Here is a 26,676-nt window from a genome sequence, read left to right on the forward strand (position 1 = left end):
CATGCTGCTGATCAGTTGTCCCTGGTGCGGCGAGCGCGAGGAGACCGAGTTCCACTACGGCGGTGAGGCTTTCGTCGCCTACCCCGCCGACCCCGATTCACTGTCCGATGAGGAATGGGCGCAGTACGTGTTCTTCCGTGACAACCCCAAAGGCGACTTCGCCGAGCGATGGGTGCACACCGCCGGGTGCCGCCGCTGGTTCAACACCGTCCGCAACACCGTGACCAGCGAGTTCACGTCATGAGGCTGTCAGAGGGCGGCTCCATTGACCGCACGAAACCGCTGCACTTCACCCTGGATGACGTCTCCTACACCGGATTCGAGGGCGACACGCTCGCTTCGGCCATGCTCGCCAACGGGATTATCGAGGTCGCGCCTTCGCTGTACAAACACCGGCCGCGCGGGGTTTTCGCTGCTGGCGTGGAGGAGCCGAACGCGCTCGTCCAGGTCGGCTCGGAGCCTTCACTGCAGGCGATGACCGTCAAATTGACCGACGGCCTGGTCGCGCGCACGCTGTCCGGGATCGGCCGCCTCACGGCGGATCCCGAGGAACCCAGGTACGACAAGCGTTTCACGCACACGGACGTCCTGGTGATCGGCGCGGGCCCGGCGGGCCGGACGGCAGCGAAGACGGCCGCATCGGGTGGCGCCAGAGTCATCCTCGTAAAAATGTCGTACCCCTCCGGTAACGTTAAATTCAGGGGGACCCCCTCGGGAATTGCTGTTGCGGAAGAGGCTGGCGAGCTGCGGATACTGCACGGGGCCACGGCTTTTGGGTATTACGACAGCAACTACGTGCTCGTGGCGCAGCACCAAACCTTGTGGCACATCAGGGCGCGCCGCGTGATCCTGGCGACCGGCGCGCACGAGCAGCCGATCGTGTTCGAGAACAACGACCGCCCCGGGATCATGCTGGCTGGCGCGGTTCGCACGTACATCACGAAGTACGCGGTCCTGCCCGGCCGTAAAGTCGTTGTCTTCACCACGAACGACAGCGCCTACGGGACCGTGGCCGCACTGGTCCAAGCCGGTGCCGAGGTGACAGTCGTCGACTCGCGGCCAACGCCGCCGGACCTGGCCCCCAAGGGTGTCGAGGTGATCAGTGGCGTGATCACCAATACCGAGGGCTCCGGACGGATCACGGCCGTGTCTACAGAGGACCGGCGGATCGAGTGCGATCTGCTTGCGGTGTCTGGTGGTTGGCAGCCCGCGGTCCACCTGTTCAGCCAGTCCCGTGGCACGCTGCGGTGGAACGGCCAAGCGTTTGTTCCGGACCAGGCGGCGCAGGCGAACCGGGTGATCGGCGCGGCGAACGGCACGTTCAACCTCGAAGCAGCCTTGATCGAGGCCGCCGAGGCAGGCGCCGAAGCCGCGAACCTGGTGGGCTACCCCGTGCCAGACTCGGCTGTGAGGGCCTCTTTTGGTGCGTCAGACGCCGGTAAGGTGGCCTTCACGGCACATCCAGTCCTCCTTGTGCCAGGCAACCCGCAGACCCAATTCGTCGACCTGCAGCGTGATGCCACAGTGGCAGACGTCCAGCGCGCAGTGGCCGCAGGTATGCGTTCCCCCGAACACGTGAAGCGATACACAACCATCGGCACCGGAGCCGACCAGGGCCGAACTTCGAACATCCCAGCCCTCGGCGTCATCGCGGCAATCCTGGACACGACCCCGGGCGAGCTCGGCACCACAACCTTCCGGGCCCCCAGCGTCCCGGTCTCCTTCGCCCTGATGGCAGGCCGGGACCGAGGCAAACTGCACGATCCCGTTCGCACAACACCCATCCACAGCTGGCATGTCCGCCACACAGCGGAGTTCGAGAACGTCGGCCAGTGGAAGCGCCCCTGGTTCTACCCTCGGGAAAACGAGGACATGGAAGCCGCGGTCCTGCGGGAATGCCATGCGGCCAGGACCGGCGTCGGCATGCAGGACGCGAGCACTCTCGGCAAGATCGAGGTAGTCGGCACGGACGCGGGCGAGTTCCTGAACCGCATGTACACCAACGCTTTCAAGAAGCTGGCCGTCGGCTCAGCGCGATACGGGCTCATGTGCAAAGCCGACGGCATGGTCTTCGACGACGGCGTGACCATGCGCCTGGCCGACGACAGGTACTACGTCACGACCACCACCGGCGGCGCGGCGAACGTGCTGGACTGGTTCGAGGAGTGGTCCCAGACCGAGTGGCCTGAGCTGGACGTCCGGTTCACCTCGGTGACCGAGCAGTGGTCAACGATCGCGGTCGTCGGCCCGCAGTCCCGCGCGGTGATCGGCCTGGTGGCGCCAGAACTCGACGTGTCCAACGACGCCTTCCCGTTCATGACTTTCCGGGAAACGACACTGGTCAACGGCATCCCTGCGCGAATCGCCCGCATCTCGTTCTCCGGCGAACTGGCCTTCGAGGTCAACGTCGCCAGCTGGTACGGCCTCGCGGCGTGGGAAGCGATCTACGAGGAAGGCAAGCCGTACGACATCACGCCATACGGCACCGAAACCATGCACGTTCTCCGGGCGGAGAAGGGTTTCCCGATCGTCGGCCAGGACACCGACGGCACGGTCACCCCGCATGACCTGGGCATGTCGTGGATCGTGTCCAAGCAGAAGCATTTCGTGGGCAAGCGCTCGCTCAGTCGGCCGGACACCGCCCGGCCCGACCGCAAGCACCTGGTCGGCCTGCTGCCGGTCGACCCGACGGCGCTGTTGCCAGAAGGCGCCCAAATGATCGCCGAGGGCACCGACCTCACCCCGCCGGTCCCGATGGAAGGGCACGTGACCTCGAGTTATCGCAGTGCGGCCTTGGAACGCACGTTCGCGCTCGCGTTGATCCGCAACGGCCGTAACCGGATCGGCGAAACACTGTTGGCGCCGCTTGGCGACCGCGTGATCGCCGCGACGGTGACCGAGCCGGTGTTCTACGACAAGGAAGGTGCCCGTCGTGACGGTTGAATCACTCCGTCGTAGCCCGCTGGCGGACTACCCGGGCATCACCGAGATTCCGTTCCTGACCATGGTCAACGTCCGGGTCATGCCGACAAGCGACGCCGCCGCCAGGATCTGCGCGAGGCTTGGCGGCCCGTTGCCGGTGGTGCCGAACTCCGTGGTGGAAGCCGGTTCCCGGCACATCCTCTGGCTCGGCCCGGACGAGTGGCTCGTGGTCGGCCCGGACGGCGACGCGGAACTGCCCGGGCTGCTGCAGGAGCCATCAGCGTCCATTGTGGACGTATCGGCGAACCGGACGACGATCGAAGTGCGCAGCCGTGACCTGTTGGAACACGGCTGCACGCTGGACCTGCACCCGAGGGCGTTCCATGCTGGCCGGTGCGCGCAGACCACGATCGCCCGGACCCAGGTGATCCTCTGGCAGACGTCGGACGAGCCGGTCTATCGCTTGCTCGTGCGCGGCTCGTTCGCGACCTACCTTGCCGACTGGTTGTCCGACGGCAGCTCGACAACCGGAAGCACGTCGTCGATCGGCTGACGCGTGGTCCGGTAGCGAACCCGCTGCCACGCGATCAAGAAAGAGATGCCCATCAAGACCAACACAACCAATTGGGCAATCGACGCGACAGATTCGCCGAGCGAGTTGATCACGTTCCGCCCGGCGACGAACAGCACAACGCACGCCAGCGCCGCCGCGCCCGTCGCAAGCCAGAACTCGGACATGAAGGACCGGCCGGTGCGCCACGCGTCGAACTGGCTCACGTCCATCGCACGCACCACCGCAGCCACATCCGATTTGCCGATGTCATCAAGGAACCCAGCGGGCGACATCCGCTGTTCGTGCTGCTGCACGTACCGCAGAACCGTGGCCTCGTCCGCACCGAGAGCGGTCGCGATCCGGTTGGCCGCGCGCCCCTGCTTGGCTTGCCCTTGTTTGGATGTCGTCAGCGCGGACAGCAAAGCGAGCCCGGGTCGCTGCACCTTTCGTCCACTTAGTCCGATCATCAGGTCGCGAACGGCCTTGTCGCCGCCCCATTCCCAGCCAAGCGACACCGCGCCGGAGAACGCGTAGATCAGGCTGGCGTTGTCGTCCCACGCCACCGCCACAGCGGACTTCCGGCTCTGCCGGATGAATCCGTAGACCCACTGCAGGGCGATAGATCCGCCCATCCGATCACGCGACACGATGACTGTCCCCGAACGAACCGGGACCGCTACCCCTGACGCGATCCCGCTCTTGTGTAGCGCCGCACGTACGTCATCGACGGGCGCGGGCAACCAGATGAGCATTCTCGCCATGGCACCAACGCTATCCCGGCCTTCTTCTTGTTTTCTTGCGCAAGATCAGAGGTCGCCGACGTAGGGGATCTTGTTGACCTCAGGCGAGGACATCCACTGCCGCAGGATCATCGTCGCGCGGACGTCGTCCTCGTTGTACACGTACAGCCGGTCTCGCTGGTCCAGTTTCGATTCGCCGCCGTCCATGCCGACCGCGTCGCGGTACCACCGCATCGAGTTCTCGCCGCTGGCTTCGGAATCGCGCCAGCTGAAGCCCGCGGCCGGGGCGATGATTTTCAGTCCTTTGCCCTGTGCGCACAGGAACTGGTCCTGGACACTGCGGAACAGGTCGAACCACGCGTCCGAGTCGATGAATTCCTGGACCTGGTGTTCGGTCGGGATGCCCGGCTGGCCTTTGAACCTGCGGGCCGACGCGAGCAGCCAGCGGTTCTCGGCGAGTTCGTTGTAGCAGTAGGCGCGGAAGGTCAGGCCGCGGGCACGAGCGCGCAGCCGGACACCCATCAGCCACTCCCAGAACTCGGCGAACGAACGCGCCTCATCCTTTGTCGGCAGCGGGTCCCAGGTCGCGAATGCGCGGTAGCCCTGTTCCTCGCCGACATCGGCGCCGCTGAGCAAGACGCCCCACATGTACGCGCCCGCGTCACCGAAGCTCTCCATGTCGACGTCGACCTCGACATCCGCGCGGGGCACGACCACTTCGGGCACCCGGCGGACCATCGTCAGGTCACGCAGCCACGCCTTGGCCAATGCGATCGCGTCATCCGAGGGCAGCCCGACCAGCTGCAAATCCGTCCCCATCTGAACGTCTGCCAGCTCGTCGACGGTCTGGATGCCCGCCGCTCGCAACGTCACCGCGTCCTCGCCGCGCGCCACGAGGCTGACGTCACGCTTCTCCATCAGCGTGACCTCGCAGACCGGCCACCACGGGCAGCTGCGGCATTCCAAGATCCGCGATGGCCGCGCCAGCGGTTGTCCCCCATTGGCGGCTGCGGCGGCGACAGCCAGACGGTCGGAGAATCGGTTGTCGTACTCCGACAGTGCCGTGCGGCCGCCTGGCCAGGTTGGCGCCTCCAGGTCGTGCCACGCCACGACGTCCGCGTCCAGGCCGATCACGCCGCCGACCGCGCGTCCGGACGCCGCGTAACCAGAGGCCTGCAGCATCCGCCAGGCGTGCGCGAGCCTCATCTGGTCACGCGGTTGCGGCCGGATCTTGCGCAGCGGGTCCACGCGGCTGCCGTTCGGCATCGGCTCGCCCAGCGGCGACGTGCGGGCGCCCTGCCCCGGGTCGGTCACTTTGTGCCGGACGACCAGCACTGGCACGTAGCCCTTGTCGCTCTTGACCAGGAGATCGATCGAACCACGGCGTCCGCCGCGGGGGTCACGCGGCAGCTGCGCGGCCCAGATGAACCGGGCGCCCGCAGTCAGCATCGCCAGCGTCGCCTGCTCGCGATCGGATCCACGCAGGTCAGCGCCAGTGGGGATCTCCATCCAGTCCGGGCCGACCAGGCGCGCCACCTGGTCCGCGACCGTGCGGCGGTGCGCGGTCGCGTCCGCTTTTCGCTGCTGGCCGGTGGGGTCGGGGGCGGCTTTCGGGACGTCTCGCATGGCCGGGTCGTGTTCCAGGTGCACGCGCCGCCGGCAACGGTTGACCACACCAGCGTCGAGCAGCACCGAATCCGTCACAGTAAGCACTTTAGGCGAGGCCATTGACGACCGAGATGCTGCTATTGCCCCACGACAGTAGGTTGGTGGCCATGAGCGCGACGAAGCGAACTCCACGGATCAATCCGCGCAGTGCGAAAAACGCCGTCGCCGTCGCCAAGGTGATCGGCCCGGTGGTCGTTCCGGTGCTCATCCCCTTCGCCGCGAAAGCCGCGGCCACACTTCGTAACCTCAAGGACAACCGGCGCGCCCACAAACTCGGTGTTCCCGTCGCTGACCTGGCGAAATACACCGGCCGAGGCGCTGCACTACACGCTCGGATCGCCGGTCTCGCCGAGGTACTGCAAGAGCTGAAGGACCGCGGCAAGGACGATCTGTTCGCCGCTGAGACCGCCGAGACGCTGGCCAAACTGACCTCGGCCGTGCGCGCGGCCGAACGGATGCCGACCGCGAAGCGAAAAACTGTGCACAAGGCGGTCGCTGCCGAACTCGACCAGTTGGAGCAGCGGCTCCTGCACAAGTTGGGCATCTGAGTCCGACGGTTTCAGTATTCCGGCCGACTCGCTCACCGGGAGCCTCCGGCTACGCTCCACCGTGTGAAGAGGCGACCGGTCACCGCGCGCAGTTGCCCAAGGGCGTCACTGCGTGGCTGGACGCTGGCCGTGAGCTCGGGCGCGCTGGCCATCGCCGCGCACGGGATGGCAGGTGGCGCGACGCCGGACACGGCGCTCGCTGTCCTGTTGACCATGATCGTCGCGTGGGCGGGCACAGCTGTCGCCAGCCGCTTTGACGGGCCGTTGTCGATGCTCATCGCCCTGGGAATGGCCCAGGCGGCGATGCACCTGGTCCTCAACTACGTCGTTCCCTCACACGTCGGCCACAGCACGCCCTTCGACCCGGCGGTCATGCTCGCGACACACGCGGGCGCGACCTTGGTGACCGCGTTGCTGCTGGCCAAGGCCGACACGGCCGTCGGGCTGATCGGTTCGGCGATGCGGCTGCTGCTCGATCTGATCGAGCCGCCCCGGTTCCCGGCGGTCGCCAGCGCGACTTATGCATTGCCGGAATCGCCGGACCGGATCGATCACATCCGGGCCGTGCTGCTGCGCCGCGTGCACGCCAGACGCGGTCCACCTGTCTGCTCCTGAAATCCGATTTCTCCCCTCACTCACCCCTGCACTTTTCAGGAGCTACCTCACTATGTCTACAAATCGACTTTTGGCGCGCGGTTTTGCCGTGGCGATCGCCGCCGGAGCCGTTGTTCTCGCTGGTGGCGGCGTCGCCAGCGCGCACGTGACGGCGAATGTCACCGAGCCCGCCAAGCAGGGCGGCTACTCGAAGATCACCTTCCGGGTGCCGAACGAGGACGCCAGCCAGGGCACGATCAAACTGCAGCTGGTGTTCCCCAAGGACACGCCGCTGACCGGCGCGCGGCCCAAGCCGGTGCCCGGCTGGACCGCCGAAGTCAAGAAGACCCAACTGGACAAGCCGGTCTCCAACGGCCACGGCGGCGAGATCAAGGAAGCGATCGACACGATCACCTGGACCGCACAGCCAGGCACCCGGATCAACCCGGGCGAGTTCCAGGAGTTCGACATCTCCGCTGGCCCGCTGCCCAAGGCCGACCAGCTGATCATCCCCGCGATCCAGACCTACGACGGCGCCAAGGGCGAAGTGAAGTGGGACGCCCCGCCGACCGCGGGTGAGGAGCCTGAGCACCCGGCCCCGGTCGTCAAGCTGGTCGCGGCTGCCGCTGGCGAGGACGCCCACGGCAGCGCGGGCACGCAAAGCGACGTGAAACCCGCCGCTGACTCGCACAACGAGGCCGCTGCGGCAGGCACCGACACCACCGCGCGTTGGCTCGGCGGAATCGGCCTTGTCGTCGGCGCACTGGGCCTCGGCCTGGGTATCGGCGCCACCCTGCGGGCGAAGCGGGTGACGGCCGCCGCCCGTGGAGGCGAGAAGGCATGAGGCGGTTCGTAGCCGCGTCCGTGTTGGCCGGCCTGGCGTTCGTCGGGCTGGCCACCCCCGCCCTCGCGCACAACTCCCTTGTGGACTCCAACCCCAAGGACAAGGTGTCGCTCGCGACGGGTCCGCAAACCATCCAGCTCACGTTCGACCAGCCAGTACAGGACGGCGACGGGATCAACACCATCTCGGTGATGGATCCGCAGGGCAACCATTGGGAAGCCGCGCCGCCGCAGGTGAACAGCACGGTCGTGAGCGCGCCGTTGCGGCCGCTGGGCCCCAGTGGCGTCTATCGGATCGCGTGGCGCGTGCTGTCGGCCGACGGTCACCCCGTGAAGGGCGAACTGTCGTTCACGCTCACCACTGCGGGCAACGGCACGCCCTTGCCCGCGGACGAACTGGCCAAGTTCAACAACGGCGCCAGTGTCTCCGCGCCGGGTGAAGCCGAGAGCGGCGGAATCCCCACGTGGGTATGGATCGTCGGTGCCGTGCTCGTGCTCGGCATAGGCATTGTGTTCGCGCTTCGTATGGGCGGTAAGGAAGACGACGCCTGATGTCCTCGACCCGGGCCACCGCTTCGCCTCGGTTCGCTCTGGTCGGCGTCCTGGTCACGGCCGCGATCGTTGGTGTCCTTATTGGACTCGCGATCACCGTGACCACGGCGCTGCCCGGGCTGCCCGAGCCGGATGCGGTGGTCCGGTACGGCATTCCGGTCGTCCGGGTACTGTTGGACATGGCCGCGGTCGTCACCGTCGGACTTTCCCTGCTGCCCTTGCTGATCGGCTTCGATCGGCCGAAACTCGCCGAGGCCGTGCTGGCCGGGACACGGCGGGTGACTGTCGCAAGTGCACTCACGTGGGCGATCGCCGCACTGGTCGCACTCGTCCTGCAGACCGCCGAACTGCGACTGTCGCGATCGGTCACTCTCACCGCGATCTGGGACTACATCCGGACTGTCGCGGCGGGAAAGGCACTTGTCGCGGTTTTCCTCTTCGCGATGCTGTGTGCTGTCCTCGCGGCGTGGACTGTCCGCAAAGGCGAATCTGTTCCTGCCGAACTGCGTGCCGCTGCCGCGTTGTTCACGCTCTTGCCGTTGCCGGTGACCGGTCACGCCACCGACTGGTCGTGGCACGACATCACGATGGTCTCGATGGAACTGCACGTGCTCGCCGCGGTCACATGGACCGGAGGGCTTGGCGCGGTGGTCGTGCTACTGGCCGCGAATCGCACCCTGCTGGCGCATGCCCTGCCGCGATTCTCGAAGTTGGCCACAATTTGCGTTGTGGTCTCGGCGGTGACCGGGCTGTTCAACGGAATCGCCGAACTCGTGCTCACACCCGGCAGCTCGCTGTGGCGTGACCTCTTTGGAACGGGCTACGGCCTGCTCGTGCTTTTCAAGATCGGCTGCGTTGTCCTGCTTGGACTGCTCGGCGCGAACATCCGCTGGCGGCTGCTGCCGTCGATCATGCGGCACAACCGGACCGCGCTGGTCGGCTGGGCAACGGCCGAACTGGCGATCATGGGACTGGCCTTTGGCTTCGCCGTTGTGCTCACCCGCGCGCCGGTGGTGTGAGCGCTCGCCGTTCGTCGCGAGTGGAGATTATGTGGCGGCCGTCACGTTCAACGAAAAAGCCGCTGAAAATCCGAAGAGTCGAGCGGTCAGTCCTGCTCGGTGAACTGCGCGGGTTCGTGTGGCCTGCGCAACTCCGACAACCGCTGCATGGTCGTCGCCCCGCGCTTCTCGAGTTCCTTGCGGGTGATCCAGCCTGCCGCGAAGTGCCGGTAGCTCTGCGCCAGCATGACGAGTTCGGCGAGGTAGTCAGCTGCCCTGCGACGACTGCCTTCTGGCAACCGGGAAACCAGAGCGAGCTGGGCTTCCACCACTTCGTCCAGCACTTGGGCGGACCGCAGCGCGCGCTTCGCACGCCGACCATCACCGACTGTCCTGCTCAGCAGCCCCAACACCGTGATCCATCACCTCTTGGTGAGCAATTCTCGACGAGAACTTGAACACAGAGTAGCCGATAACCCGGTTGGGGCAACGGCCGCCATCTGTCGAGAAAGGATTCGCTCAGCGAGGCCCTGGCGTTACCGCCATTCAGGTGTACCGGACCCACCGCGCGCGGGTGTCGCCGCGCCGGAAATCACCGAGACGGCGCATCAGCTCGGGCCGTACCTCGGGGTTGCTGCGCACACTCGGCAGCACGCTAGTGATCAACTTCAGCTCTCTGACCTCACGCAACACCCGGAAGCCAGCCCATCGGGTGACGTCAAAACCGTACGCCCGGACGATCTCACGGTACGTACGCGCGGGCTCGCCGAACCGGCCAACTCCGACGGCAACAGGTGTCAGATCCCACTCTGGCGGACCCAGCGAAGTGGAATCGAAATCACACAACACCGGTCCGTCCGGCGACGGAATCAGATTCCCGAGATGCGCGTCGCCGTGCAGGACCGCGGGCGGCAGCTCGAACTGCAGGTTGGCCAGCTCATCGGACAGCCGCTCACACGTGTCCAGCAGGAACTGGTGGTCGTCGTCATCGATGTCCTCGGCGTCGTCGATCCGCCTGAGCACGTCATCAAGGGGATCCCACGCGGGCAGCTCGAACGACGGCGGCGGCAGGCTGTGGATCCGCTTCAGCAGCTCGCCCAGATCACGGCCACGAGGTTTGCGGCTGCCGTCCGGGACGACATCCCAAACCGTCGCCAGGTGTTCACCCGCGCGTACCGGCTGGGTGACCCCGGCAAGCAGCCGGACGGACGGAATGTCGTGCTCGGCGAACCACGCGGCGACCCTGACGACCTTCTCGACCCGGTGGCGCAAGGCGTGCGACCCGACGATACGGACCACGGCGGTATCGCCGACCAGGCGATACACCGCGTTGTTGGTGAACCTGAGCAAGGTCGCGCCGGACGCGTCCAGGCCGATCTGCTCGCAGATCAGCGTTAACGCCGCGGCGAGGCTGTCCCTGCTGAACCGTCCCTCGGACTTGACCATGGAACCGGTTCTGTGGGGCTCAGCCGTCTGCTCACGCGTCCGCGTCGAAGTACTTGTTGAGCGCGTCGGAGAGTTCACGGGCCTGACTGTTGTTGCGGCGCTTGTCGGCCTCTTGCTTCAACGGCCGCATCCGGTCCTTCGCACGACCGGACGTGATGTTCTCGGCCAGCTCGACCGCGGACCGACCGACCTTGGAACCGTGGTCGATATCGCCCTCGATCAGGTGGTTGGTGGCAAGCGCACTGAGGTTGAAGGTTTTACTGCGGGCCATGTCGTCGCCATAGGCGTCGATCGCCCGCTGCAATGCCGGGATCGCGTACTTCGTGTGCTTGGTGTCGACCTCTTGGGCGAGCACCGTGTGCACGGTGCCGATCATCGCGTGCACATCGGTCTCGGTGAAGAACTTCACCCAGGTTTCGGCGCCGTCGAGGTCGGCACGAGCGAACTCGTCACGCGTCCGGCCGAGCAGCTTCATCGTCTGCTCCCGCTGGCCCATCATCGCGTAGGCCCACGCCTCGTTCGCGCACAGCACCGCGACCGCCAGCTCCGAGCCGGAGTTCTGGGCCGCGATCTGGCCGAGCGAGAAGATCTTGAGCGCGTCATTGGGCGCGCCGTTGTGCAAGTAGACCCGGCCCATCCGGTAGAGGATGTTGGCGACAAGAGGCTCACTGCGGCCCTCTTTCGCCAGCTCAAGACCCTTGCCGAAGTGGTTGCGGGCGGAGTCGAGCAGCCCGATGTCGAAGGACGTCCAGCCCGCGAGGTTGTGCAGGTCCGCCAGTGCGACGTGCAGGCGTTGCTTGACCACATCGGTCGCGGACGCGCCGAGCATCTGTTGCCCCCAGGACAGCTGCGCGATCACCGCGTCACGGCAGGAACCACCGCCGTACTGGTAGTCCAACGAGCGCAATGCCCTGGTAGCGGCCTCAACCTGGCGCACATCCGTCATACCGATCCGACCGGGGGCCGGAGTCTGGATGGGGTTCGAGACCCACGGCCCGGAGTCCGCGCCGAACACGTTCGCGCCCATCGTGACGGCCGCGGCGTGCGCGAGGAACTTCCGACGCTTCACCGACTCTGCCTCCTCGGGGGTCTGGTCGTCGACCGTGGCGACGACACGGACCCGTGTCTCCTCGTCATATGCGAGGCCCATGTATCCCCTTGGAACGCCCAAGCCAGCGGCGATCCTCGCGAGTACGTCATAGGCCATGACCTGGCGACCTTTGAGGATCTCCGATACCTCGGACTGCGACTGGCCGGTCTGCGCGGCGATCTGCCGCTGCGAGATTCCGTGCTTTCGCAGCAGCCGGTAGACCTGACTGATCTCCCTCGCGGCAAGCGCTGCCCGCATGTCCGGCTTCTCCCAGACATCAGCGGTTACCACAGCACCTTGTGACCCGGTGGAGTTCACTCGCGCCCCCTTGCAGTCCGTTGGGCGTCAACCGCAGAGTAAACACATTGCGGCAGGGCCGAGAAGTAGTGATCGGTCAGGCTGATCGGTCGGGCCGAAGTCCGCTGACCGCTTAACGTGAAACCGCGCCCGATCAGCTCACCATCACCCCGTTCGAGTTTGCCACGTACCAATCTAGTTTTTGGTAAGCATTCGAGCACGGAGGGAAACTTCTGATCGTGGACCTGGTCGGCTCGACGGTGACGCGCCCCGCTCCTACGCCCTCACCTGCAGCGCAGGCGGAGGCGCAGGACTCCCCTGGCCTCAGAGATCTGACCGGCTCATTTTCCGGCCGTCAGGTATGGCACATCAGCTGCGGAGACGTCATCAACCGCGATCGCTGTCTCACTGTGCTCGTGAACGATCAGAACAAGGTGGTGCTTGTCGGACCTCCCGGCGAGACCGCGGTCCTGTCTTCCGGCCAGCTCGGCCAGTTGCGGGACGCCCTACGAGAAGCCGCCGAGCAGGCGGAAAGGTGACGGTGACGCTCCCGTGGACGAGATACTCGGCCAGGTTTTGCGCAATGCGGTGTGGGAACGCCTTGACATGCTCTCCGAGCTGGCAACCCGCGCAGACGCCCCGTCCCTGCTGTCCGTGGCCCGATCCGAGCTGCCCCGCCTGACCGAAGGCTGGCGAGCGATGCTCTCGGCCCACGAGCCCGACGAGCGAGGAAACTGCCCTACCTGTTCATCAAGGTGGCGCCAGCAAAAAGCGCCATGCTCGGTCTGGCGAGCAGCCTACGAGCACCTGGTAGCCGGAGGCCTCGCCCCAGCAGGAGGCAGGCACGTCCGAAGGGCAACAGCAACCCCCCGCCGTGTGGTGGCCGGCGCCCGATAGACCGGCGGTCCGGTTCGTCCGTCCCCCCGAGCGAGGCGAACCGGACTGCCATCCAAAAGCACAGCGAGCAAAGCGAGCAGTGCGACTGGGTGAAGGCCGGTCCGCGCGTGTCTGCCGCTCCGGCATGGTGAGTTGAACACGCGAGCGGCGCAAAGCGGCGAGTGAGAAAGCTGGAAGCGAGTCGAGCAGTTTGACTCACCGTGCCGGTGGGGCGGACACGCGGTAGTTCACCCAACCCAACCCAGCTGGAACCACCAGCAAACCACCCCAAGCAGCCGCAATGGTCAAAAACGCCTGCGGCAATGGTCAAAACCATGTGCCGCAAAGGTGGACACACCCTTCCGGAACGGTGGACACGCCTGAAGCCACCGGTCCTTGCCCGGAGTCCCAATTTTTGTTGGGGTCAATTTTGTGACTAGTTCGCCGTTGTTATTCGCGTCAGTAGGAATCCGGCGACCAAGGTTGCCAGTGCGGAAGCACCGAACAGTCCCGCGTAACCAAGTCCGGCCAAGATTGCCGGGGCGATGAGTGGCGCGAAAACCTGCGGCAGCGAATTGGCGATGTTCACGACGCCGAGATCTTTGGCGCGATCTGCTGCCGCCGGAAGCAAGTGCGTGAGCAGCGCGATCGCCACCGCCCAATAGATTCCGAAGCCCGCGCCAAGCAGCGGTCCGGAGATCAATGACGCGATCCAGGTCGGCCAAATCACCAGAACGAGTGCGGCCGCGGCCATGAAAGCGACTGCTACCAGTACGTACGGCTTGCGGCGACCGGACTTGTCGGAGAGCCTGCCGGCCACGAGCGCGCCGATGACCAACGCGATTCCGTAGCCAGCCATCAGGATCAGCAACGATTCCTCGGGATCCGCCCGCTTCACCGCGTCCTTGAGGAAGAACAGCAGGTAGAACGTGCCGAGGGCGTTGCCGAGGTTGATCATGAAGTGGCAGCCCCACATCCACGCGAAACCCGGGTGCTCTCGCGGCGAGATCCACAGATCCAGCTTCGTCTTGCTGACAAGTTCCTTCGGCAGCCTGGCATCCGGTGTGAAGAACACGAACGCGGCCGCCCCCAACAGCACCACGACCGCACACGCAACGTAACCCGCGACCAGACCAGTCACGATCGCCGTAACCAGAACCGCACCCAGCACAGTGCCGAACATCTGGCTGATCCCGATGAAACCGCCGGTCTGGGCGCGCTGGGCGACCGGAACACGGTCCGGAATCGCGGCGATGAGCGGAGCCAGCATCGCGTTCAGCCCGACCTGGACAAGGCACCAGCCGAGTACCATCACGACGACATTGCCCGCCAGAGCAAGCACCACGAGCCCGACAGCGCCGACGACAGCGCCACCGATGGTCCACGGGTGGCGACGGCCGAACCGAGACGTCGTCCGGTCCGACAGCAAGCCTGCCAACGGATTGATGATCAACGCGGCCACACCACCGGCACCAGTGGTGATACCGAAGACCAACTCCTTGTTGGCGGCGTCAAGCAGCTCGGCCTGTTGCGGCAACAAAACTTGGATCGGCGCGTAGATCGCCAGCCACAACCCGAGGTTGGCGAGGAAGAGCAGGGTTATCCAGCCTGCGCGAACCCGTTGGACGGGCTCCGATAACGCGGTCGTCACCGGGCGCCTCCGATCACGTCGCGGTACCAGTGGAACGAGTCCTTCGGTGTCCGGGCAAGGGTTTCGTAGTCGATGTGGACGAGGCCGAACCGTGGCTGGTACCCCTTCGACCACTCGAAGTTGTCCAGCAAGGACCACACGAAATAACCACGGACGTCGACACCTTCGGACATCGCTTTCTCCAGTGCCGCAAGGTGTTCGGTGTGGTAGTCGATGCGCTCCCGGTCGCGCACGCCGTCAAAGCTGCAGCCGCTCTCGGTGATGTACACCGGCGGAAGATCGTAGCGGCTGTTCAAGGTGGCGAGGAACTGCCGGAGCCCATCGGGGACAACGGGAGAATCGTTGGTGGTCAACGGGTATCCCTCGACCGGCCGTAGCTCGAACGGCATCGGGTTGCCCTCGCCAGGTTTCGCGACACCCTGCGGTTCATAGTAGTTGACGCCGTAGAAGTCCAGTGGTGCGGCGATTTTCGGCAAGTCATCGACATAACTTCTTGGCAGGTAAGGGATTACCTCATCGGGATAGCTCCCGGTGAGTACCGGTTCGGCATACATCCAGTTGATCACGGCGTCCAGGTGCCGCGCTGCGGTAAGGTCGCCTTCGTCCTTGCTGGCAGGCCAGATCGGACTGTGATTGTTCGCCGTACCAATGTTTTTCGCTCCGGTTGCGCGCAAGGCGCTGACCGCGAGTCCGTGCGCGAGGTTCTGGTAGTGCGCCGCAGGCATGGCATCGAAGAGCAGCGCCCTACCAGGGGCGTACTCACCCAGCGCGTACCCGAAGAGCGTCTCCACCATCGGTTCGTTGAGCGGGATCCACATCTCCACTCGATCACCAAGGCGCTCGCCGACGATCTGCGCGTACTCCGCGAACCGTTCGGCGGTGTCCCTGACGAGCCAACCACCGTTGTCCTCCAACGGTTGTGGCGTGTCCCAGTGATACAGCGTGGTCACTGGCGCGATGCCCGCTTCGCACAAGGTGTCCACGAGGTTGTCGTAGAAGTCGAGGCCTTCGACGTTGACCTTGCCTTGGCCGGTCGGTTGAATCCGCGGCCACGCGACGGAGAACCGGTACGCCTTGACGCCGAGTTCGACCATCAACGCGACATCTTCACCGAAGCGGTGGTAGTGGTCGCACGCTATGTCGGCGTTGTCGCCATTGCGGACCTTGCCCGGCGTGGCACAGAAGGTGTCCCATACGGAGACGCCCCGCCCGCCCTCGCGCGTCGCGCCTTCGATCTGGAAGGCCGACGTGGACACACCCCACACGAAGTCGCTCGGGAACGCCATCTTCACCTCGTTGCCTCGTTGCTGGACGAATGTGAAATTCATTCGGATACTAGATGCGATGTCACTCACACGCCAGCGGCCGATTCACGGCAAGATAGGTGCTGAGCAGAGGAGACACTTGTGGCGAGTCCGACCCCGCTGAGGCGCAAACCGGTCCAGCAACGCAGCACGAAACGCGTCGAGCAGATGCTCGAAGCCTGCGCTGCCCTCATCGAAGAGGTCGGCTACGACGGAGTCACGACGACACTGATCGCCGAGCGTGCGGGCGTCGCCGTCGGCTCGCTCTACCAGTTCTTCCCGGACAAGCGAGCAGTCGTGCGCGAGCTGACCCGGCGCAACCTTGAGCACTTCCTGAAGGTCGTCGGCGAACGCTTCGAAACGACCTATGTGGACCACTGGTGGGACGCGGTCGACCTGGCGATCGACATCTATGTGGACATGCACAGGACGATTCCCGGCTTCAGCAAGCTGCACTTCGGCGACGTGGTCGACCTCGAACTGCTCGACGACGGGGAAGGCAAGCACAACAACGAAGTGGTGTCCGGCCGGCTGACCGAGATCGTCGCCTCAAAGGCAGGACTGCCGGTGGAAGAGCTGATCCTGCCGATCACCATCGCCGTCGAAGCCACCGACGGCATCCACAAACTCGCCTTCCGCCGAGACCCCAGCGGCGATCAAACGATCATCGACGAAGGCAAATACCTGCTCAGGCAATACCTGTCGAGCAAGGTCGGCAAGTAGCCCCGAACCGACGGCACCATCACCAAATCAGGTTGTCCACAACCGACCACCAACCCCCTTGACCAGCCCATACCCCCGATAGACTGGCCAGGGGTCGTCCCCCCGGGAGTGGTGGGGGATGTTTGGCGGGTTTGGCTCAGCCGAAGTTGACGCCTTCGCCTCGGTAGGTCGGGACGGTCCGCTCGATCCGGTCCCCTCTGATCAGGTGGTATTCCTGGAAGCGCTCGGCCAGTTCGCCTGCCTTGGAGTGGCGCATCCACACCCGGTCGCCGAGTTTCAGCGAATCCGCCGCCGCGCCGACCACCGGCGTCTGCACCTCGCCCGCGCCCTCGAAGCCGATCAGTTTGAGGCCCGATGGCAGGTAAGGCTGTGGCAGCCGGTCGGGCGTACCGGTTCCGGAAGCGACGTAGCCGCCCGCGAACAGAGTTGCGATGCCCGGCGCGGGTCGGCGAACGACCGACAGCGCGTACAGGGCGGCTGGGCGTGGTTTGAAGCCGCGGTAGCTGTCGAACAGCCAAGGGCCGATCAGGCCTGATCCGGCTGCCAGCTCTGTGACCGATGGGTCGGTCGAGGTCATTTCCAGGCTGCCTGTGCCGCCGCCGTTCACGAACTCCAGGTCCGTCACGCCGCGGATCGCGGAGATCGCGGCGCTGCGGCGTTTGATCAGCTCTGGTCCTGAGCGGCGTTGCATCCAGCCGATGACCGCGCCTTTCACCGGGTTTCCTGGTGGGGCGTCGCCTAGGCCCGCTATCTGACCTTCGTAGGACATCACTCCGACCAGGGAAAATCCTGGGCGGCGGGAGACTTCCGCGGCCAGTCGCGCTGCTTGGCGTGGGGTGCGGATCGGTGATCGGCGGGTTCCGACGTAGACGCCTGGCAGGGGGCGCCAGGCCGCGTCGAATTCCAGGCAGATCCGGATCGGGGCATGATCAACGCCAAGGGCCGCATCAATCAGGTCCAGATGGGCGGTCGAGTCGGCGATGACCGAGATGACCCGGGCGGCCTCCGGGTCTGCGGCGAGGTCACGGAGTGCGGCATGGTCTGTTGTCGGGTAGGCGACCAGGATGTCAGTGTTCGCCAATGGGGTCTCTCGCCATTTGCGGGTCAGCCACAGGGCTTCGCGCAGCGAGTACGCCATGACGCCTTCGTATCCCGGCATCGTGAGTGCTCGTTCCAGCAGGTACGAGCACCGGATCGACTTGCTGGCCACTCGGATCGGACGGCCGTGGGCGCGGCGCACGAGGGTTGCGGCGTTGGCGTCGAACGCGTCCAGGTCCACCACGGCGAAGGGCGGATCGAGTCCCTTGGTGGCGGTGTCCAAGTCGGCCTGCTGGGTCACGCCACCACAGTACGTCGATTTCGGTTGAAATGTGAATAGCTTTCACTTACGGTGTGTCGAAACCCTGCCGCGGAGGGCAACGCGTCTATGAGTGCTCTGAAGACCAGCGCCGAAGGTCACATCCGGTGGACGAACTGGGCCCGCAACGAAATCGCGGCACCGGCCACGGTGTCCCGGCCGGCCAGTGTCGAGCAGATCAGCGACGCCGTCAGCACCGCTCGTGCCAAGAAGCTGCAGGTCAAGGCGCTCGGCTCTGGCCACTCCTTCACCGCCATCGCCGCCGCGCACGGTGGTGCGGCCATCGATCTGTCGCAGTGGACCGGCGTCGAATCGGCGGACATCGAGTCCGGCCTGGTCACGGTCCGTTCCGGCACCACGATCAAGCAGCTCAACGCCGCGCTCGACCGGCTTGGTCTGGCCATGATCAACCTCGGCGACATCGACGCGCAGACCATTTCCGGCGCGATCTCGACCGGGACGCACGGCACGGGCGCGAAACTCGGCGGGATCGCGACCCAGGTAGCCGCCCTTCAGCTGGTGTTGGCCGATGGGTCCGTGGTGAGTTGCTCTGCCGATGAGCGGCCGGAGCTGTTCAACGCGGCGAGGGTTGGGCTTGGCGCGCTCGGCGTGATCAGCACAGTGACCTTGCGCTGCGAGCGGTCTTTCTGCCTGCAGGCCGATGAACGGCCTGTTCCGCTTGAGGAAGTGATCGAGCAGCTCGACGAGTTGATCACCGGTCACGACCATATGGAGTTCTACTGGTTCCCATACGGTCGCAAGGCTTTAGTGAAGCGTAACGACCGCCTACCGCTCGACGCGGCAGTCCGACCGCTCAGCCGACCGCGGCAGTTCTTCGAGTACACCCTCATGGAAAACGTCGTGTTCGACGCGGTGTGCCGACTCGGCCGGGTCGTGCCGAAATTGGTCGAGCCGCTGAACAACCTCTCGTCGAACGCCCTCTCGCCGCGCGCCTACAGCGACCTGTCCCACCGGGTCTTCGTGACCACACGCAATGTGCGGTTCGTCGAGGCGGAATACGCCGTGCCCAGGGAGTCGCTTGTCGACGTGCTCAACGAGCTGCGCGCGGTGGTCCCCACGCTGAAGGACCCGGTGATGCTGCCGGTCGAGATCCGGGTGGCTGCGGCCGACGACATCTGGATGTCCACCGCCTACCAGCGGGATTCCGCGTATTTCGCGATCCACCAGTACCCGGGCATGCCGTATCGGGAGTACTTCGACGCCTTTGAGAAGATCGCCGCGCAGGTCGGCGGGCGTCCGCACTGGGGCAAGATGCACAGCTTGGACGCGTCCGTTCTGCGCGAGCGCTACCCGAGGTTCGAGGACTTCCGCCGGGTGCGCGCCGAGGTCGACCCGAATCTGGTGTTCCGCAACGCCTATTTGGAGCGCGTGCTCGATTTGACCTGAGTGATCGCGATGTCGATCGGCGTCGGGCCTCGGCCCAGCTCCAGGGTTAGCCCGATGGTGTCGTTGTCGTCGAGCAGTCCGACCAGCACAGCGGCGACTTCCTCACGCGGCACGTTGCCTGGCGGCACCTGGAAATCCAGGTTGACCAGCCCAGTCGCCGACTCGTCGCTCAGGTGCACCGGTCGCAGGATGGTCCAGTCGAGGTCACGTGACCTCAGGTCCTCTTCCGCCGCGGCCTTTGCCTTGAGGTAAATGCGAAATGTTTCGTCGACCGATGGGTCGTCGGCGCGGTCGAGGCCGTACGAGCTGATCTGGATGAACCGCCGGACTCCGGCGATCTCGGCGGCTTGGGCGAACAGGACCGCCGCTGCGCGGTCGACTGTGTCTTTTCGCTCGACGCCACTGCCCGGTCCGGCTCCTGCCGCGAAAACCGCGGCATCCGCGCCACTCAGGACTTTGGCAACATCTTCCGCGGCCGACTGCTCCAGATCGAGCACAACCGGTTCGGCGCCTACTTCGCGCAGGTCATCCGCCTGCGCGGGATTGCGGATCAAGCCGACCGGTTCATCACCACGGGTCGAGAGGAAACGTTCGAGGTAAAGAGCGATCTTGCCGTGTCCACCGGCGATGACAACTCGCATGCGGACCAGCCTAAGTCGTCTGGTTCGGTCAGGCTGACAGAACTCGCTCGTAGGCGACCTCGTTGACCCAACGCGACACCGCGTCGATCCCGGCGGTGACTTTGTCGTTGCGGCCAGGCAGATCGAGCTCGACGCCGTTGTCCGGGTCGGCGCTGACCACGGCGATGCCGTAGTTGCGGGCCCGCGGCAGGCAGTTCGCGAGGTAGTCGTGCGTCAGAACGACCGACGACGGAACGACCATCGCCGTGTCGCCGTAGCGGGCGAACGGCGCCAGCGCGGCAAGACCGGTCCGCCAGTGCCGCGAAACCGCCAGCACACCAACGATCCGCACGGCCGCGGCGGGCACCTGGCCAGCGAACTCCGGCCACACCCACGTGGACACGGTCGCGCGGTCCGTGACCGGCGCCTGGCCGAGGCAGATCCGCTCGGCGTGCGCGTCGGGCAGAAGTTCAGCGACGAGCGAAACCCGGCGGCCCAGCAGCGTCATCGGCTGCAGCGCCACACCCGGCCAACCGAGCTGGGCGACGGCCGCGGACGCGAGCTCGTCATCTGGGGCGGGAAGCTCGACGGCGGACGGAATGGGCAGTGCAGCGTCCTGCTGAGTCACTGCCGTGCGCCCTGGAATGCCGGTCACGAAGCCCCGCCTCCTTCGACTCGACCGTGTCCCTGGTGGTCACGGGCCGAACTGGTACATGGAATTTGGTACCAGCTGAGCCAGCCCCACGGATCTCCATTCCGCTCTCCGGCGACCAACGGCGCCGAGCGGTCGGTGACCGGTCGGTAAGCCGCCAGCCGACTTCAGCCCCGCGATGCCGCCGTCCGGGTGAGACAAAGACGGGCGGTCCTCCATGGCAACCACACCCAGTAAAGTGACCCCCACCACAATTGACTGAATTACACCCCTGTAATTCCCTACCCCAAAGGGCCGAATTTCGCGCCGAACATCACATCCACCCGGCGAGCCCCCTTGCAAATCCCACCCCACCCTTCGCTCACACGTGCGACTCAAGCAACTAGGGAAACGATCCCGCGAAGAGCCACGGGCCGAGTAGCGAGACCACAGGAAAGGGAAGGAAGGCAAGGAAACGGAGCAACCAGAGCGCTCATCACCCCAACCAGGCAGCAAACAAGAGACCGAGACGGCGGCCCCAGCCGAGCAAGGACACAAAGAAAGAAGGAGGCCCCCGCCAACCCCAGGACGAGCAGAAAAGCACCGCCCGAAGCGCAAGCACACAAGCGGCAAAGCAGAGGAACCGGCCAACCAAGCAGGCACAGGCAGCCGAGCCAAGGACAAAGCTGGCAGGTGCCAAAGCGAACACGCTGAAAAGCGACATCTACCAGGCCAAACAAGAAGGCCATGGCAAAACCCCGCCCAGAAGAAGCCAACCGACACCCAAGCCAAGCCAAACTTTTGCGGCAAAGCCGCAAAAGAAGCTGGTCAAACAAAAAGCAACCAGCGCTGGGTCAGAAGAAGCCCGCACCGTGGGGGGTTTGGGGGGCTCGGCCCCCCAACATAATGACGAAGACGCCCCCAGCGAAGTTGCGAAGCAACGAGCAGGGGGCGTCTAAGTCGAGTGGGCTGCCGACGGAATCCGATGATCAGCGGCTACAGGGTGATGTTGGTGGTGTTGTTCCCGCGCTCCTGGTGATCGTTTCCCTGCCCGCACGGTCCAGGCAAAGGCCACTGGGGGTATCTGGTGTCAACCGCTAGCTAGGTGTTGTCGAGGTCATCGAGTTGTCGCTGCACGCGTTCGGCGTCACCGTTGCGGCCTTGTTGCATGTACAGCAGCCGTGCTTCGTTCCACGCGTCGTGGGCTTGCTTCTGCCTGCGGAGGGCGGAGTAAGGGTGGCCGAGTCGCCGACGGCGTCATACGCCTGTTCCTGAATCAGGCGCCGTCTTCCAAGAAGGGATCCGGTGCCAGGCCAACCATCTTCGACGTTTGACCGGCCACCCCATTTTACCGAAGGATGCTGGCCTTAGAAGCAGTAAATCACTCCGCCAGGGCCAATCACGCATTCTTCCTGCGGCGCGGTGGTTGCACTAGCTGGCATGGCGATCAATGTAGTGGAAAGTGCCGCGAAAACGGCGCAGGCGAGCAGCTTGAGCTTTGTGGACATGGTTACTCCCCTATGAATGTCGATGGGCGAACGAAGATACTAACGATAAGTGAGTTTGTTCACCGGACGGCGCCCTGTCACTAGCTGGCATCGCGTTTGGCAATTTCTCGCCCTAAGACAATTGTAACTGCACCTCGAACAGCCCTGGAGAACACACGAGTGGCCATGGCGTGCCCCACGCTAGGACGGGACTCCCCGCAGGTCAGCAGGCACGGCAGGCACGGTTACGTCATCGGCGCGTACGCGCCAGCTTCAGCAGCTCGGCCAATCGTTGGTTTCCGGCCGTTGCTACCAGGAGCCGTACATCCTCCAGGGCTGTTGGTTGACCAGCAGGGCTGAAGCCGCGCAGGTCTGCGAACAACTGGCCGTCGGGAAATCGGCGCAGATTATGGTGTGCCCAGGTCAAGGCGAGCCAAGTCTTGCCGATGCCGCCGGTGCCGCCCACCGCAGTGATCGTCACGATCCCCGGCTGTTCGGCGGTCTGACCAGGTACCTGGTCGAGGTAGGCCAGTTCAGTGGCGCGGCCGGTGAACAACCGCAGTGCGGCCGGTAGTTGGCGCGGCACCGCACCCGCCTGTGGCGTGGGTGGTGAGGTGTGGCGCGCGAGAAGTTCGAAGGCGAACGCGGCCGCGTGCCGGGACGCAGTCGGCTGCCAATGGGCGTCAGCGTCCTCGGTTTTGCAGGACAACAGGTCCGAGATCCCGCGTACCACCAGGGCTTGGACGGCGTCGTTGACGTAGGCGCCGTGCAGGCAGCCGTGTCCTTCCATCTCGACCGCGGCCGCATCTCCACAGTGCTGGCTCAGGAATTGGGCTGTGGGCGAGTGTTGGTCGGCGACGACCTTTCCTCCTGCGGCGATCGGCCGCACCAGCGCTTTCGGAACACCGTCCACCCTGGCAATCGGATCGGTATCGAAGACACGATGTTGCCACGCGTTGTCCCGCACGAGTTTGCGAGCACGTGCCAGCAGCCTGTGTGAGGGTGCGGCGGATTTGATGCGGGGTTGGTAGTCGGTGGCGGTGTCCTTGCCGGACTCGTAGTCGTAGACGTGGTCGGCGATCACCACGTCGCCCAGGGTGACGTCTTTGCGGCCTCCGACGACGCCGACGAACAGCACCAGTTGTGGCTGGAACACTGCTACGGCGCGTTCCACCTCGACTCCGGCTTGGGTGTTTCCGGCACCGCTTTGGGCCAGTGCGACGGTCCAATGGCCGTGGTCGGTGAGGAAGGTGCCGATCTCGTAGAGGGTGCCGCGTTCTTCGCGTTCGGTGAACGGGCCGTCCAGGTGTGCGCGCACGGCTAGGTATTCCACGTCCAGCGCGGCACAGATCACCACGGTGCCCGACACGGTGTCATTGCTGCTGGTGGTCACGATGCCCCCTCCGCTAGCCCTGAGTATTCATGGCGATCTTGATTCGGGCGCCGTGTCGGAACAGGGAAAAGTGCTCCTGAGCTGGGAAGATGAGGTTGCTAATGCCTGTTCTTACCCATGAAGCTCTGGAGCACTTTCGACGTGGATGTTACTGGGTGGTCGCGGGATCTGGCGGTAGAAGTCGGTGGGCGTGGCGTGGTCAGTCATGCCGGGACCGCGGCGGTGCGGTTGCTGGCCGACCGCACCGGGTTGACGGAAGGCTTGTCGCGGGCGATGGCGCGGCGTGGGTTCATGCCGGTGCATGACCGTGGCCGGGTGTTCGCCGACACCGCGGTGTTGATCGCTGACGGCGGGCGGGTCCTGTCGGATCTGGCTGTCCTGCGCGATCAGGCCGAACTGTTCGGGCCGGTCGCCTCAGATCCGACGTTGTGGCGCACGTTGGACGCGGTCGGTCAGGTGCAGCGCAACAAGATCGCCCGTGTGCGTGCCCGGATCCGCGAGCATGTGTGGTCGTTGATCGAGCGACGGCACGGCCGGATTCCGCCGTCGCGGGTGGCCGACCGTGATCTGGGCACGACCGTGGTGGTCCGGTTGGATGGTTCGCTGGTGATCGCGCACTCGGACAAACAACTCGCCGCGGGAACCTACAAGGGCAGCTTCGGTCATCATCCGCTGCTGGCCATGTGTGACAACACCGGCGAATCGCTGGCCCTGTTGCTGCGCACAGGAAGCGCCGGATCCAACACGACAGCTGATCACCTCGAGGTCCTCGACGCCGCGATCGCCCAGATCCCGGCGAAACATCGAAGGAACCTTCTAGTCACCGTGGACGGCGCGGGCGCCTCCCACGGTCTCATCAAGTACATCACCGCGCTGAACGCCAAGCCAGGCAGGCAGGCGCACTACAGCGTCGGCTGGGAACTCGGTGCGCGGGAACGAGCCGCGATCGGCCGTGTCCCCGCGAAGGCATGGCAGGCAGTGCTCGATCACCACGGCGATCCTCGGCCGCTGGACAAAGCCGGCGTGGTGGAACTGACCGCGCTACTACGTCACCACCCCGACGGGGACCAACTGGAGAACTGGCCGGCCGATCTGCGGATCATCTGTCGTCGTGAGAAACCCCACCCCGGCGCACAGTTGTCCCTGTTCGAAGAAGCCGACGGCTGGCGCTACCAACTGGTGGCCACCAACACCCCGGGCAGCGGTTCGGGCGCCACCGTCCAGTTCCTGGAAGCCCGTCACCGCCCGCACGCCCGAGTCGAGGACCACGTCCGCTGCGGCAAGCAAACCGGCCTCGGTCACCTGCCCTCCACCAAGATCGAGATCAACCGGGCCTGGTGTCTGGCCGCCACCATCGCCATCGACCTGCTCGCCTGGCTGCGCCTGCTCTGCCTTGAGGGCACCCTCGCCAAAGCCGAACCCAAAACCCTGCGCTACCGGCTACTGCACACCGCCGCCCGCATCGTCCGCGGCCAACGCAAACGCAAGATCAAAATCCCGGAAACCTGGCCCTGGGCCGACCCTCTCGCCGCCTGCCTCCGGGCAGCGCTGGCCCTGCCACCACCAACTCGATGACCCCTGTCCCTGCCCCTCGACCTGAAAGGCCCGCCCCCCAACCCGGCGCCCAGCCAACACCGGCGGCCGGGCTCGAACCCTGACCATCACCACACAGCAACCAACTCAAGATCAACATCCGAACCGGCACAGGCGGACACGTCACCCACGTGAATGATCAAGGCTAGTGGAACGGGTGGCTCAGCTGTGGCTCGGCGCCGGCCAGGTGCCGGATCGGCCGAGGCAGCGATGCGCCGATCGACTTTGGTTTTATCGGCTAGGAAGGACAAAATGGTGCGGTATCCGCCACAGAGACCACCTGATCGGCGACGGCGGTCATCCAGCCGGTATGCGAGCGTTGAGTCTTGGTATGGCGATTGTCGGCTGCAGCAGCCTGTTGTCTGGGCTTGTCTGAGGAGCCACGTGTCTGTCGCAGGCTTGTGTCTGTACCTGACTGGGTGATCTTGTTCATGGCGGTGCGGCTGTGGCCCTGTGTGAGGGCTTGTGTGCACTAGGTTTCGGCGCGTGTCAGGGACCAGACAAGACGCGGGCGGGGTGTTGGCCGCCAAGCTGGACTCGGCGATTGAGGCGCGCGAGCGGCGCGTCGCGGTTCTGATGGACGAGTTGGCCCGCGCGCAGCATGAGGTGGGCAAGTATCGCGAGTTGCGGGTGTTGCTGGACCAGGTGCTCGATGAGCCGGGCATGGTGTCTGGTGCTGACGGCCCGGTTGGCGAGACGAGCGAGGCTCGCGACGCCGTAAAGGATCGTGGTGCCCGAACCAACGGGGCCGACGTTGACAGGCCGCGTGTTCCCGCCGCGGCGACGCTTGAGGCCACTATGGACAGTGTACCGAACGAGGCGCCCATCGATGACGTGTTCGAGGCGTTCACAGCTCGGCCGGGTCAAGTGATGTCCCCAGCCGAGATACTCGGGCTGTTCCCTGGCGCGTCACGTGTTCAGATCAGTGAGCGGCTGGGCCGGTTGGTGCGCCAGGGCAAGATCATCCGGGTGGTTAAGGGTCGTTTCCGGTTCGACCTGCCGGCAGACGAAGCTGCTGGCCACGAGGCCCCACCCACCCCGCAACAGCAGCGCGAGGCTGAGAACGTGACGTTGCGGGAGCAGATCACGGTGATCATGCGGCAGGCACCAGGGCGTGGTTGGCGGCCTCGGGAGCTGGCTGCGGTCCTGACACACACGAACCCTGACGACCTGTGGTCTCTGTTGCGGGACATGGCACACAGCAGCGAGATCGTGCAGGACGACGCCGGGCGATATTGGCCGTCACGTCCCTCCGGTGTGGTGGCCGCGCAGGCCGCCGATGGTCGGCAGGTGAGCATGGCGTAGCACAAGAAAGCCGCCACCAAGCGTGAACTCGGTGGCGGCCGGTTGACAAGCACACCCCCACCTCGAACGACCCCAAAC

Annotated in this window: 26 protein-coding genes; 14 read left to right on the forward strand and 12 right to left on the reverse strand. The window is 65.3% G+C overall.

All coding sequences use genetic code 11. From position 1 onward, the window contains the following. Nucleotide 1 precedes the first annotated feature (1 nt). From LWC34_RS19655 to LWC34_RS19665, 3 genes are read left to right on the forward strand one after another with little or no spacing between them, the layout of a single operon-like run. Nucleotides 2-244, forward strand: coding sequence for a sarcosine oxidase subunit delta (locus tag LWC34_RS19655; RefSeq protein WP_233726638.1), 243 nt, complete (start codon nt 2-4; stop codon nt 242-244). Beyond that, nucleotides 241-2,943, forward strand: coding sequence for a 2Fe-2S iron-sulfur cluster-binding protein (locus LWC34_RS19660; protein ID WP_233726639.1), 2,703 nt, complete (start codon nt 241-243; stop codon nt 2,941-2,943). The genes LWC34_RS19655 and LWC34_RS19660 overlap by 4 nt, the downstream gene beginning before the upstream one ends. Continuing rightward, a complete protein-coding gene (locus tag LWC34_RS19665; RefSeq protein ID WP_233726640.1) occupies nt 2,933-3,475 on the forward strand; it encodes a sarcosine oxidase subunit gamma in 543 nt (180 codons plus the stop codon). Before LWC34_RS19660 ends, LWC34_RS19665 begins: the two co-directional genes overlap by 11 nt. On the opposite strand, the gene LWC34_RS19670 is transcribed toward LWC34_RS19665, so the two are convergent. Further along, complete coding sequence (locus LWC34_RS19670; RefSeq protein ID WP_233726641.1) at nt 3,412-4,236, reverse strand: hypothetical protein; 825 nt, start codon at nt 4,234-4,236, stop codon at nt 3,412-3,414. The genes LWC34_RS19665 and LWC34_RS19670 overlap by 64 nt on opposite strands. A 45-nt stretch (nt 4,237-4,281) precedes the next feature. Next, on the reverse strand, nt 4,282-5,919 hold the full coding sequence (locus LWC34_RS19675; RefSeq protein ID WP_233726642.1) for a TM0106 family RecB-like putative nuclease: 1,638 nt from the start codon (nt 5,917-5,919) through the stop codon (nt 4,282-4,284). A 71-nt stretch (nt 5,920-5,990) separates the two neighbouring features. Between LWC34_RS19675 and LWC34_RS19680 the strand changes: the two genes are divergently transcribed. The 5 genes from LWC34_RS19680 (at nt 5,991) to LWC34_RS19700 (ending at nt 9,439) form a co-directional block, all read left to right on the forward strand. Beyond that, nucleotides 5,991-6,431, forward strand: a complete 441-nt coding sequence (locus tag LWC34_RS19680; RefSeq protein WP_233726643.1) for a DUF6474 family protein — start codon at nt 5,991-5,993, stop codon at nt 6,429-6,431. Between the two features lie 63 nt (nt 6,432-6,494). After that, complete coding sequence (locus tag LWC34_RS19685) at nt 6,495-7,046, forward strand: hypothetical protein (protein WP_233726644.1); 552 nt, start codon at nt 6,495-6,497, stop codon at nt 7,044-7,046. Nucleotides 7,047-7,098: 52 nt separating this feature from the next. Then, nucleotides 7,099-7,869, forward strand: a complete 771-nt coding sequence (locus LWC34_RS19690) for a YcnI family copper-binding membrane protein (protein ID WP_233726645.1) — start codon at nt 7,099-7,101, stop codon at nt 7,867-7,869. Continuing rightward, nucleotides 7,866-8,420, forward strand: a complete 555-nt coding sequence (locus LWC34_RS19695; RefSeq protein ID WP_233726646.1) for a copper resistance CopC family protein — start codon at nt 7,866-7,868, stop codon at nt 8,418-8,420. The genes LWC34_RS19690 and LWC34_RS19695 overlap by 4 nt, the downstream gene beginning before the upstream one ends. Further along, nucleotides 8,420-9,439 carry a CopD family protein gene (locus tag LWC34_RS19700; RefSeq protein ID WP_233726647.1) on the forward strand — a complete coding sequence of 340 codons (1,020 nt, stop codon included), beginning with the start codon at nt 8,420-8,422 and terminating at the stop codon, nt 9,437-9,439. The genes LWC34_RS19695 and LWC34_RS19700 overlap by 1 nt, the downstream gene beginning before the upstream one ends. Nucleotides 9,440-9,525: 86 nt before the next feature. On the opposite strand, the gene LWC34_RS19705 is transcribed toward LWC34_RS19700, so the two are convergent. The 3 genes from LWC34_RS19705 to LWC34_RS19715 form a co-directional block, all read right to left on the reverse strand. Further along, nucleotides 9,526-9,831, reverse strand: a complete 306-nt coding sequence (locus tag LWC34_RS19705) for a hypothetical protein (RefSeq protein ID WP_233726648.1) — start codon at nt 9,829-9,831, stop codon at nt 9,526-9,528. A gap of 133 nt (nt 9,832-9,964) precedes the next feature. Beyond that, complete coding sequence (locus LWC34_RS19710; protein WP_233726649.1) at nt 9,965-10,864, reverse strand: aminoglycoside phosphotransferase family protein; 900 nt, start codon at nt 10,862-10,864, stop codon at nt 9,965-9,967. A gap of 31 nt (nt 10,865-10,895) precedes the next feature. After that, on the reverse strand, nt 10,896-12,212 hold the full coding sequence (locus tag LWC34_RS19715) for a helix-turn-helix domain-containing protein (RefSeq protein ID WP_233728762.1): 1,317 nt from the start codon (nt 12,210-12,212) through the stop codon (nt 10,896-10,898). A gap of 278 nt (nt 12,213-12,490) precedes the next feature. On the opposite strand from LWC34_RS19715, the gene LWC34_RS19720 reads away from it, so the two are divergent. Next, nucleotides 12,491-12,790: a hypothetical protein gene (locus LWC34_RS19720; RefSeq protein ID WP_233726650.1), complete on the forward strand. Its 300-nt coding sequence runs from the start codon at nt 12,491-12,493 to the stop codon at nt 12,788-12,790. 13 nt (nt 12,791-12,803) lie between these two features. Further along, nucleotides 12,804-13,148 (forward strand): hypothetical protein, encoded by a 345-nt coding sequence (locus tag LWC34_RS19725; protein ID WP_233726651.1) that lies wholly within the window; start codon nt 12,804-12,806, stop codon nt 13,146-13,148. A gap of 415 nt (nt 13,149-13,563) precedes the next feature. Here LWC34_RS19725 and LWC34_RS19730 read toward each other — a convergent pair whose 3' ends face one another. Together LWC34_RS19730 and LWC34_RS19735 are read right to left on the reverse strand one after the other, a co-directional pair. Continuing rightward, a complete protein-coding gene (locus LWC34_RS19730) occupies nt 13,564-14,778 on the reverse strand; it encodes an MFS transporter (protein ID WP_233726652.1) in 1,215 nt (404 codons plus the stop codon). Continuing rightward, on the reverse strand, nt 14,775-16,106 hold the full coding sequence (locus LWC34_RS19735; RefSeq protein ID WP_233726653.1) for a GH1 family beta-glucosidase: 1,332 nt from the start codon (nt 16,104-16,106) through the stop codon (nt 14,775-14,777). Before LWC34_RS19735 ends, LWC34_RS19730 begins: the two co-directional genes overlap by 4 nt. A 78-nt stretch (nt 16,107-16,184) precedes the next feature. On the opposite strand from LWC34_RS19735, the gene LWC34_RS19740 reads away from it, so the two are divergent. Further along, nucleotides 16,185-16,805 (forward strand): TetR/AcrR family transcriptional regulator, encoded by a 621-nt coding sequence (locus LWC34_RS19740; RefSeq protein WP_233726654.1) that lies wholly within the window; start codon nt 16,185-16,187, stop codon nt 16,803-16,805. A gap of 136 nt (nt 16,806-16,941) precedes the next feature. Here LWC34_RS19740 and LWC34_RS19745 read toward each other — a convergent pair whose 3' ends face one another. Continuing rightward, nucleotides 16,942-18,144, reverse strand: a complete 1,203-nt coding sequence (locus LWC34_RS19745; protein ID WP_233726655.1) for an amino acid deaminase/aldolase — start codon at nt 18,142-18,144, stop codon at nt 16,942-16,944. 87 nt (nt 18,145-18,231) lie between these two features. Here LWC34_RS19745 and LWC34_RS19750 point away from each other — a divergent pair, with 87 nt between their 5' ends. Then, nucleotides 18,232-19,569 (forward strand): D-arabinono-1,4-lactone oxidase, encoded by a 1,338-nt coding sequence (locus LWC34_RS19750; RefSeq protein WP_233726656.1) that lies wholly within the window; start codon nt 18,232-18,234, stop codon nt 19,567-19,569. On the opposite strand, the gene LWC34_RS19755 is transcribed toward LWC34_RS19750, so the two are convergent. The 4 genes from LWC34_RS19755 to LWC34_RS19770 form a co-directional block, all read right to left on the reverse strand. Further along, a complete protein-coding gene (locus LWC34_RS19755) occupies nt 19,539-20,210 on the reverse strand; it encodes an NAD(P)H-binding protein (RefSeq protein WP_233726657.1) in 672 nt (223 codons plus the stop codon). The two genes, LWC34_RS19750 and LWC34_RS19755, sit on opposite strands and share 31 nt — an antisense overlap. 28 nt (nt 20,211-20,238) lie before the next feature. After that, nucleotides 20,239-20,835 carry a hypothetical protein gene (locus LWC34_RS19760; protein WP_233728763.1) on the reverse strand — a complete coding sequence of 199 codons (597 nt, stop codon included), beginning with the start codon at nt 20,833-20,835 and terminating at the stop codon, nt 20,239-20,241. A 1,352-nt stretch (nt 20,836-22,187) separates the two neighbouring features. Then, nucleotides 22,188-22,328, reverse strand: a complete 141-nt coding sequence (locus LWC34_RS19765; RefSeq protein WP_233726658.1) for a hypothetical protein — start codon at nt 22,326-22,328, stop codon at nt 22,188-22,190. Between the two features lie 229 nt (nt 22,329-22,557). Next, nucleotides 22,558-23,700: a 5'-methylthioadenosine/S-adenosylhomocysteine nucleosidase family protein gene (locus tag LWC34_RS19770; RefSeq protein WP_372496554.1), complete on the reverse strand. Its 1,143-nt coding sequence runs from the start codon at nt 23,698-23,700 to the stop codon at nt 22,558-22,560. Between the two features lie 117 nt (nt 23,701-23,817). Between LWC34_RS19770 and LWC34_RS19775 the strand changes: the two genes are divergently transcribed. Together LWC34_RS19775 and LWC34_RS19780 are read left to right on the forward strand one after the other, a co-directional pair. Next, a complete protein-coding gene (locus tag LWC34_RS19775) occupies nt 23,818-25,275 on the forward strand; it encodes an IS1380 family transposase (RefSeq protein ID WP_233722402.1) in 1,458 nt (485 codons plus the stop codon). Between the two features lie 504 nt (nt 25,276-25,779). After that, nucleotides 25,780-26,598, forward strand: a complete 819-nt coding sequence (locus tag LWC34_RS19780) for a hypothetical protein (RefSeq protein WP_233726659.1) — start codon at nt 25,780-25,782, stop codon at nt 26,596-26,598. The last annotated feature ends 78 nt before the right edge of the window (nt 26,599-26,676 follow it).

Origin of the sequence: Kibdelosporangium philippinense, from assembly GCF_021390435.2 — a bacterium.
Classification (GTDB): domain Bacteria; phylum Actinomycetota; class Actinomycetes; order Mycobacteriales; family Pseudonocardiaceae; genus Kibdelosporangium; species Kibdelosporangium philippinense.

Bases quoted from the DNA above. Each gene is read 5' to 3' on its own strand.
- LWC34_RS19655 (WP_233726638.1), top strand. From the start codon at position 2: ATGCTGCTGATCAGTTGTCCCTGGTGCGGCGAGCGCGAGGAGACCGAG.
- LWC34_RS19660 (WP_233726639.1), top strand. From the start codon at position 241: ATGAGGCTGTCAGAGGGCGGCTCCATTGACCGCACGAAACCGCTGCAC.
- LWC34_RS19670 (WP_233726641.1), bottom strand. From the start codon at position 4,236: ATGGCGAGAATGCTCATCTGGTTGCCCGCGCCCGTCGATGACGTACGT.
- LWC34_RS19680 (WP_233726643.1), top strand. From the start codon at position 5,991: ATGAGCGCGACGAAGCGAACTCCACGGATCAATCCGCGCAGTGCGAAA.
- LWC34_RS19690 (WP_233726645.1), top strand. From the start codon at position 7,099: ATGTCTACAAATCGACTTTTGGCGCGCGGTTTTGCCGTGGCGATCGCC.
- LWC34_RS19695 (WP_233726646.1), top strand. From the start codon at position 7,866: ATGAGGCGGTTCGTAGCCGCGTCCGTGTTGGCCGGCCTGGCGTTCGTC.
- LWC34_RS19700 (WP_233726647.1), top strand. From the start codon at position 8,420: ATGTCCTCGACCCGGGCCACCGCTTCGCCTCGGTTCGCTCTGGTCGGC.
- LWC34_RS19710 (WP_233726649.1), bottom strand. From the start codon at position 10,864: ATGGTCAAGTCCGAGGGACGGTTCAGCAGGGACAGCCTCGCCGCGGCG.
- LWC34_RS19715 (WP_233728762.1), bottom strand. From the start codon at position 12,212: ATGCGGGCAGCGCTTGCCGCGAGGGAGATCAGTCAGGTCTACCGGCTG.
- LWC34_RS19735 (WP_233726653.1), bottom strand. From the start codon at position 16,106: ATGAATTTCACATTCGTCCAGCAACGAGGCAACGAGGTGAAGATGGCG.
- LWC34_RS19750 (WP_233726656.1), top strand. From the start codon at position 18,232: ATGAGTGCTCTGAAGACCAGCGCCGAAGGTCACATCCGGTGGACGAAC.
- LWC34_RS19755 (WP_233726657.1), bottom strand. From the start codon at position 20,210: ATGCGAGTTGTCATCGCCGGTGGACACGGCAAGATCGCTCTTTACCTC.
- LWC34_RS19765 (WP_233726658.1), bottom strand. From the start codon at position 22,328: ATGTCCACAAAGCTCAAGCTGCTCGCCTGCGCCGTTTTCGCGGCACTT.
- LWC34_RS19775 (WP_233722402.1), top strand. From the start codon at position 23,818: ATGAAGCTCTGGAGCACTTTCGACGTGGATGTTACTGGGTGGTCGCGG.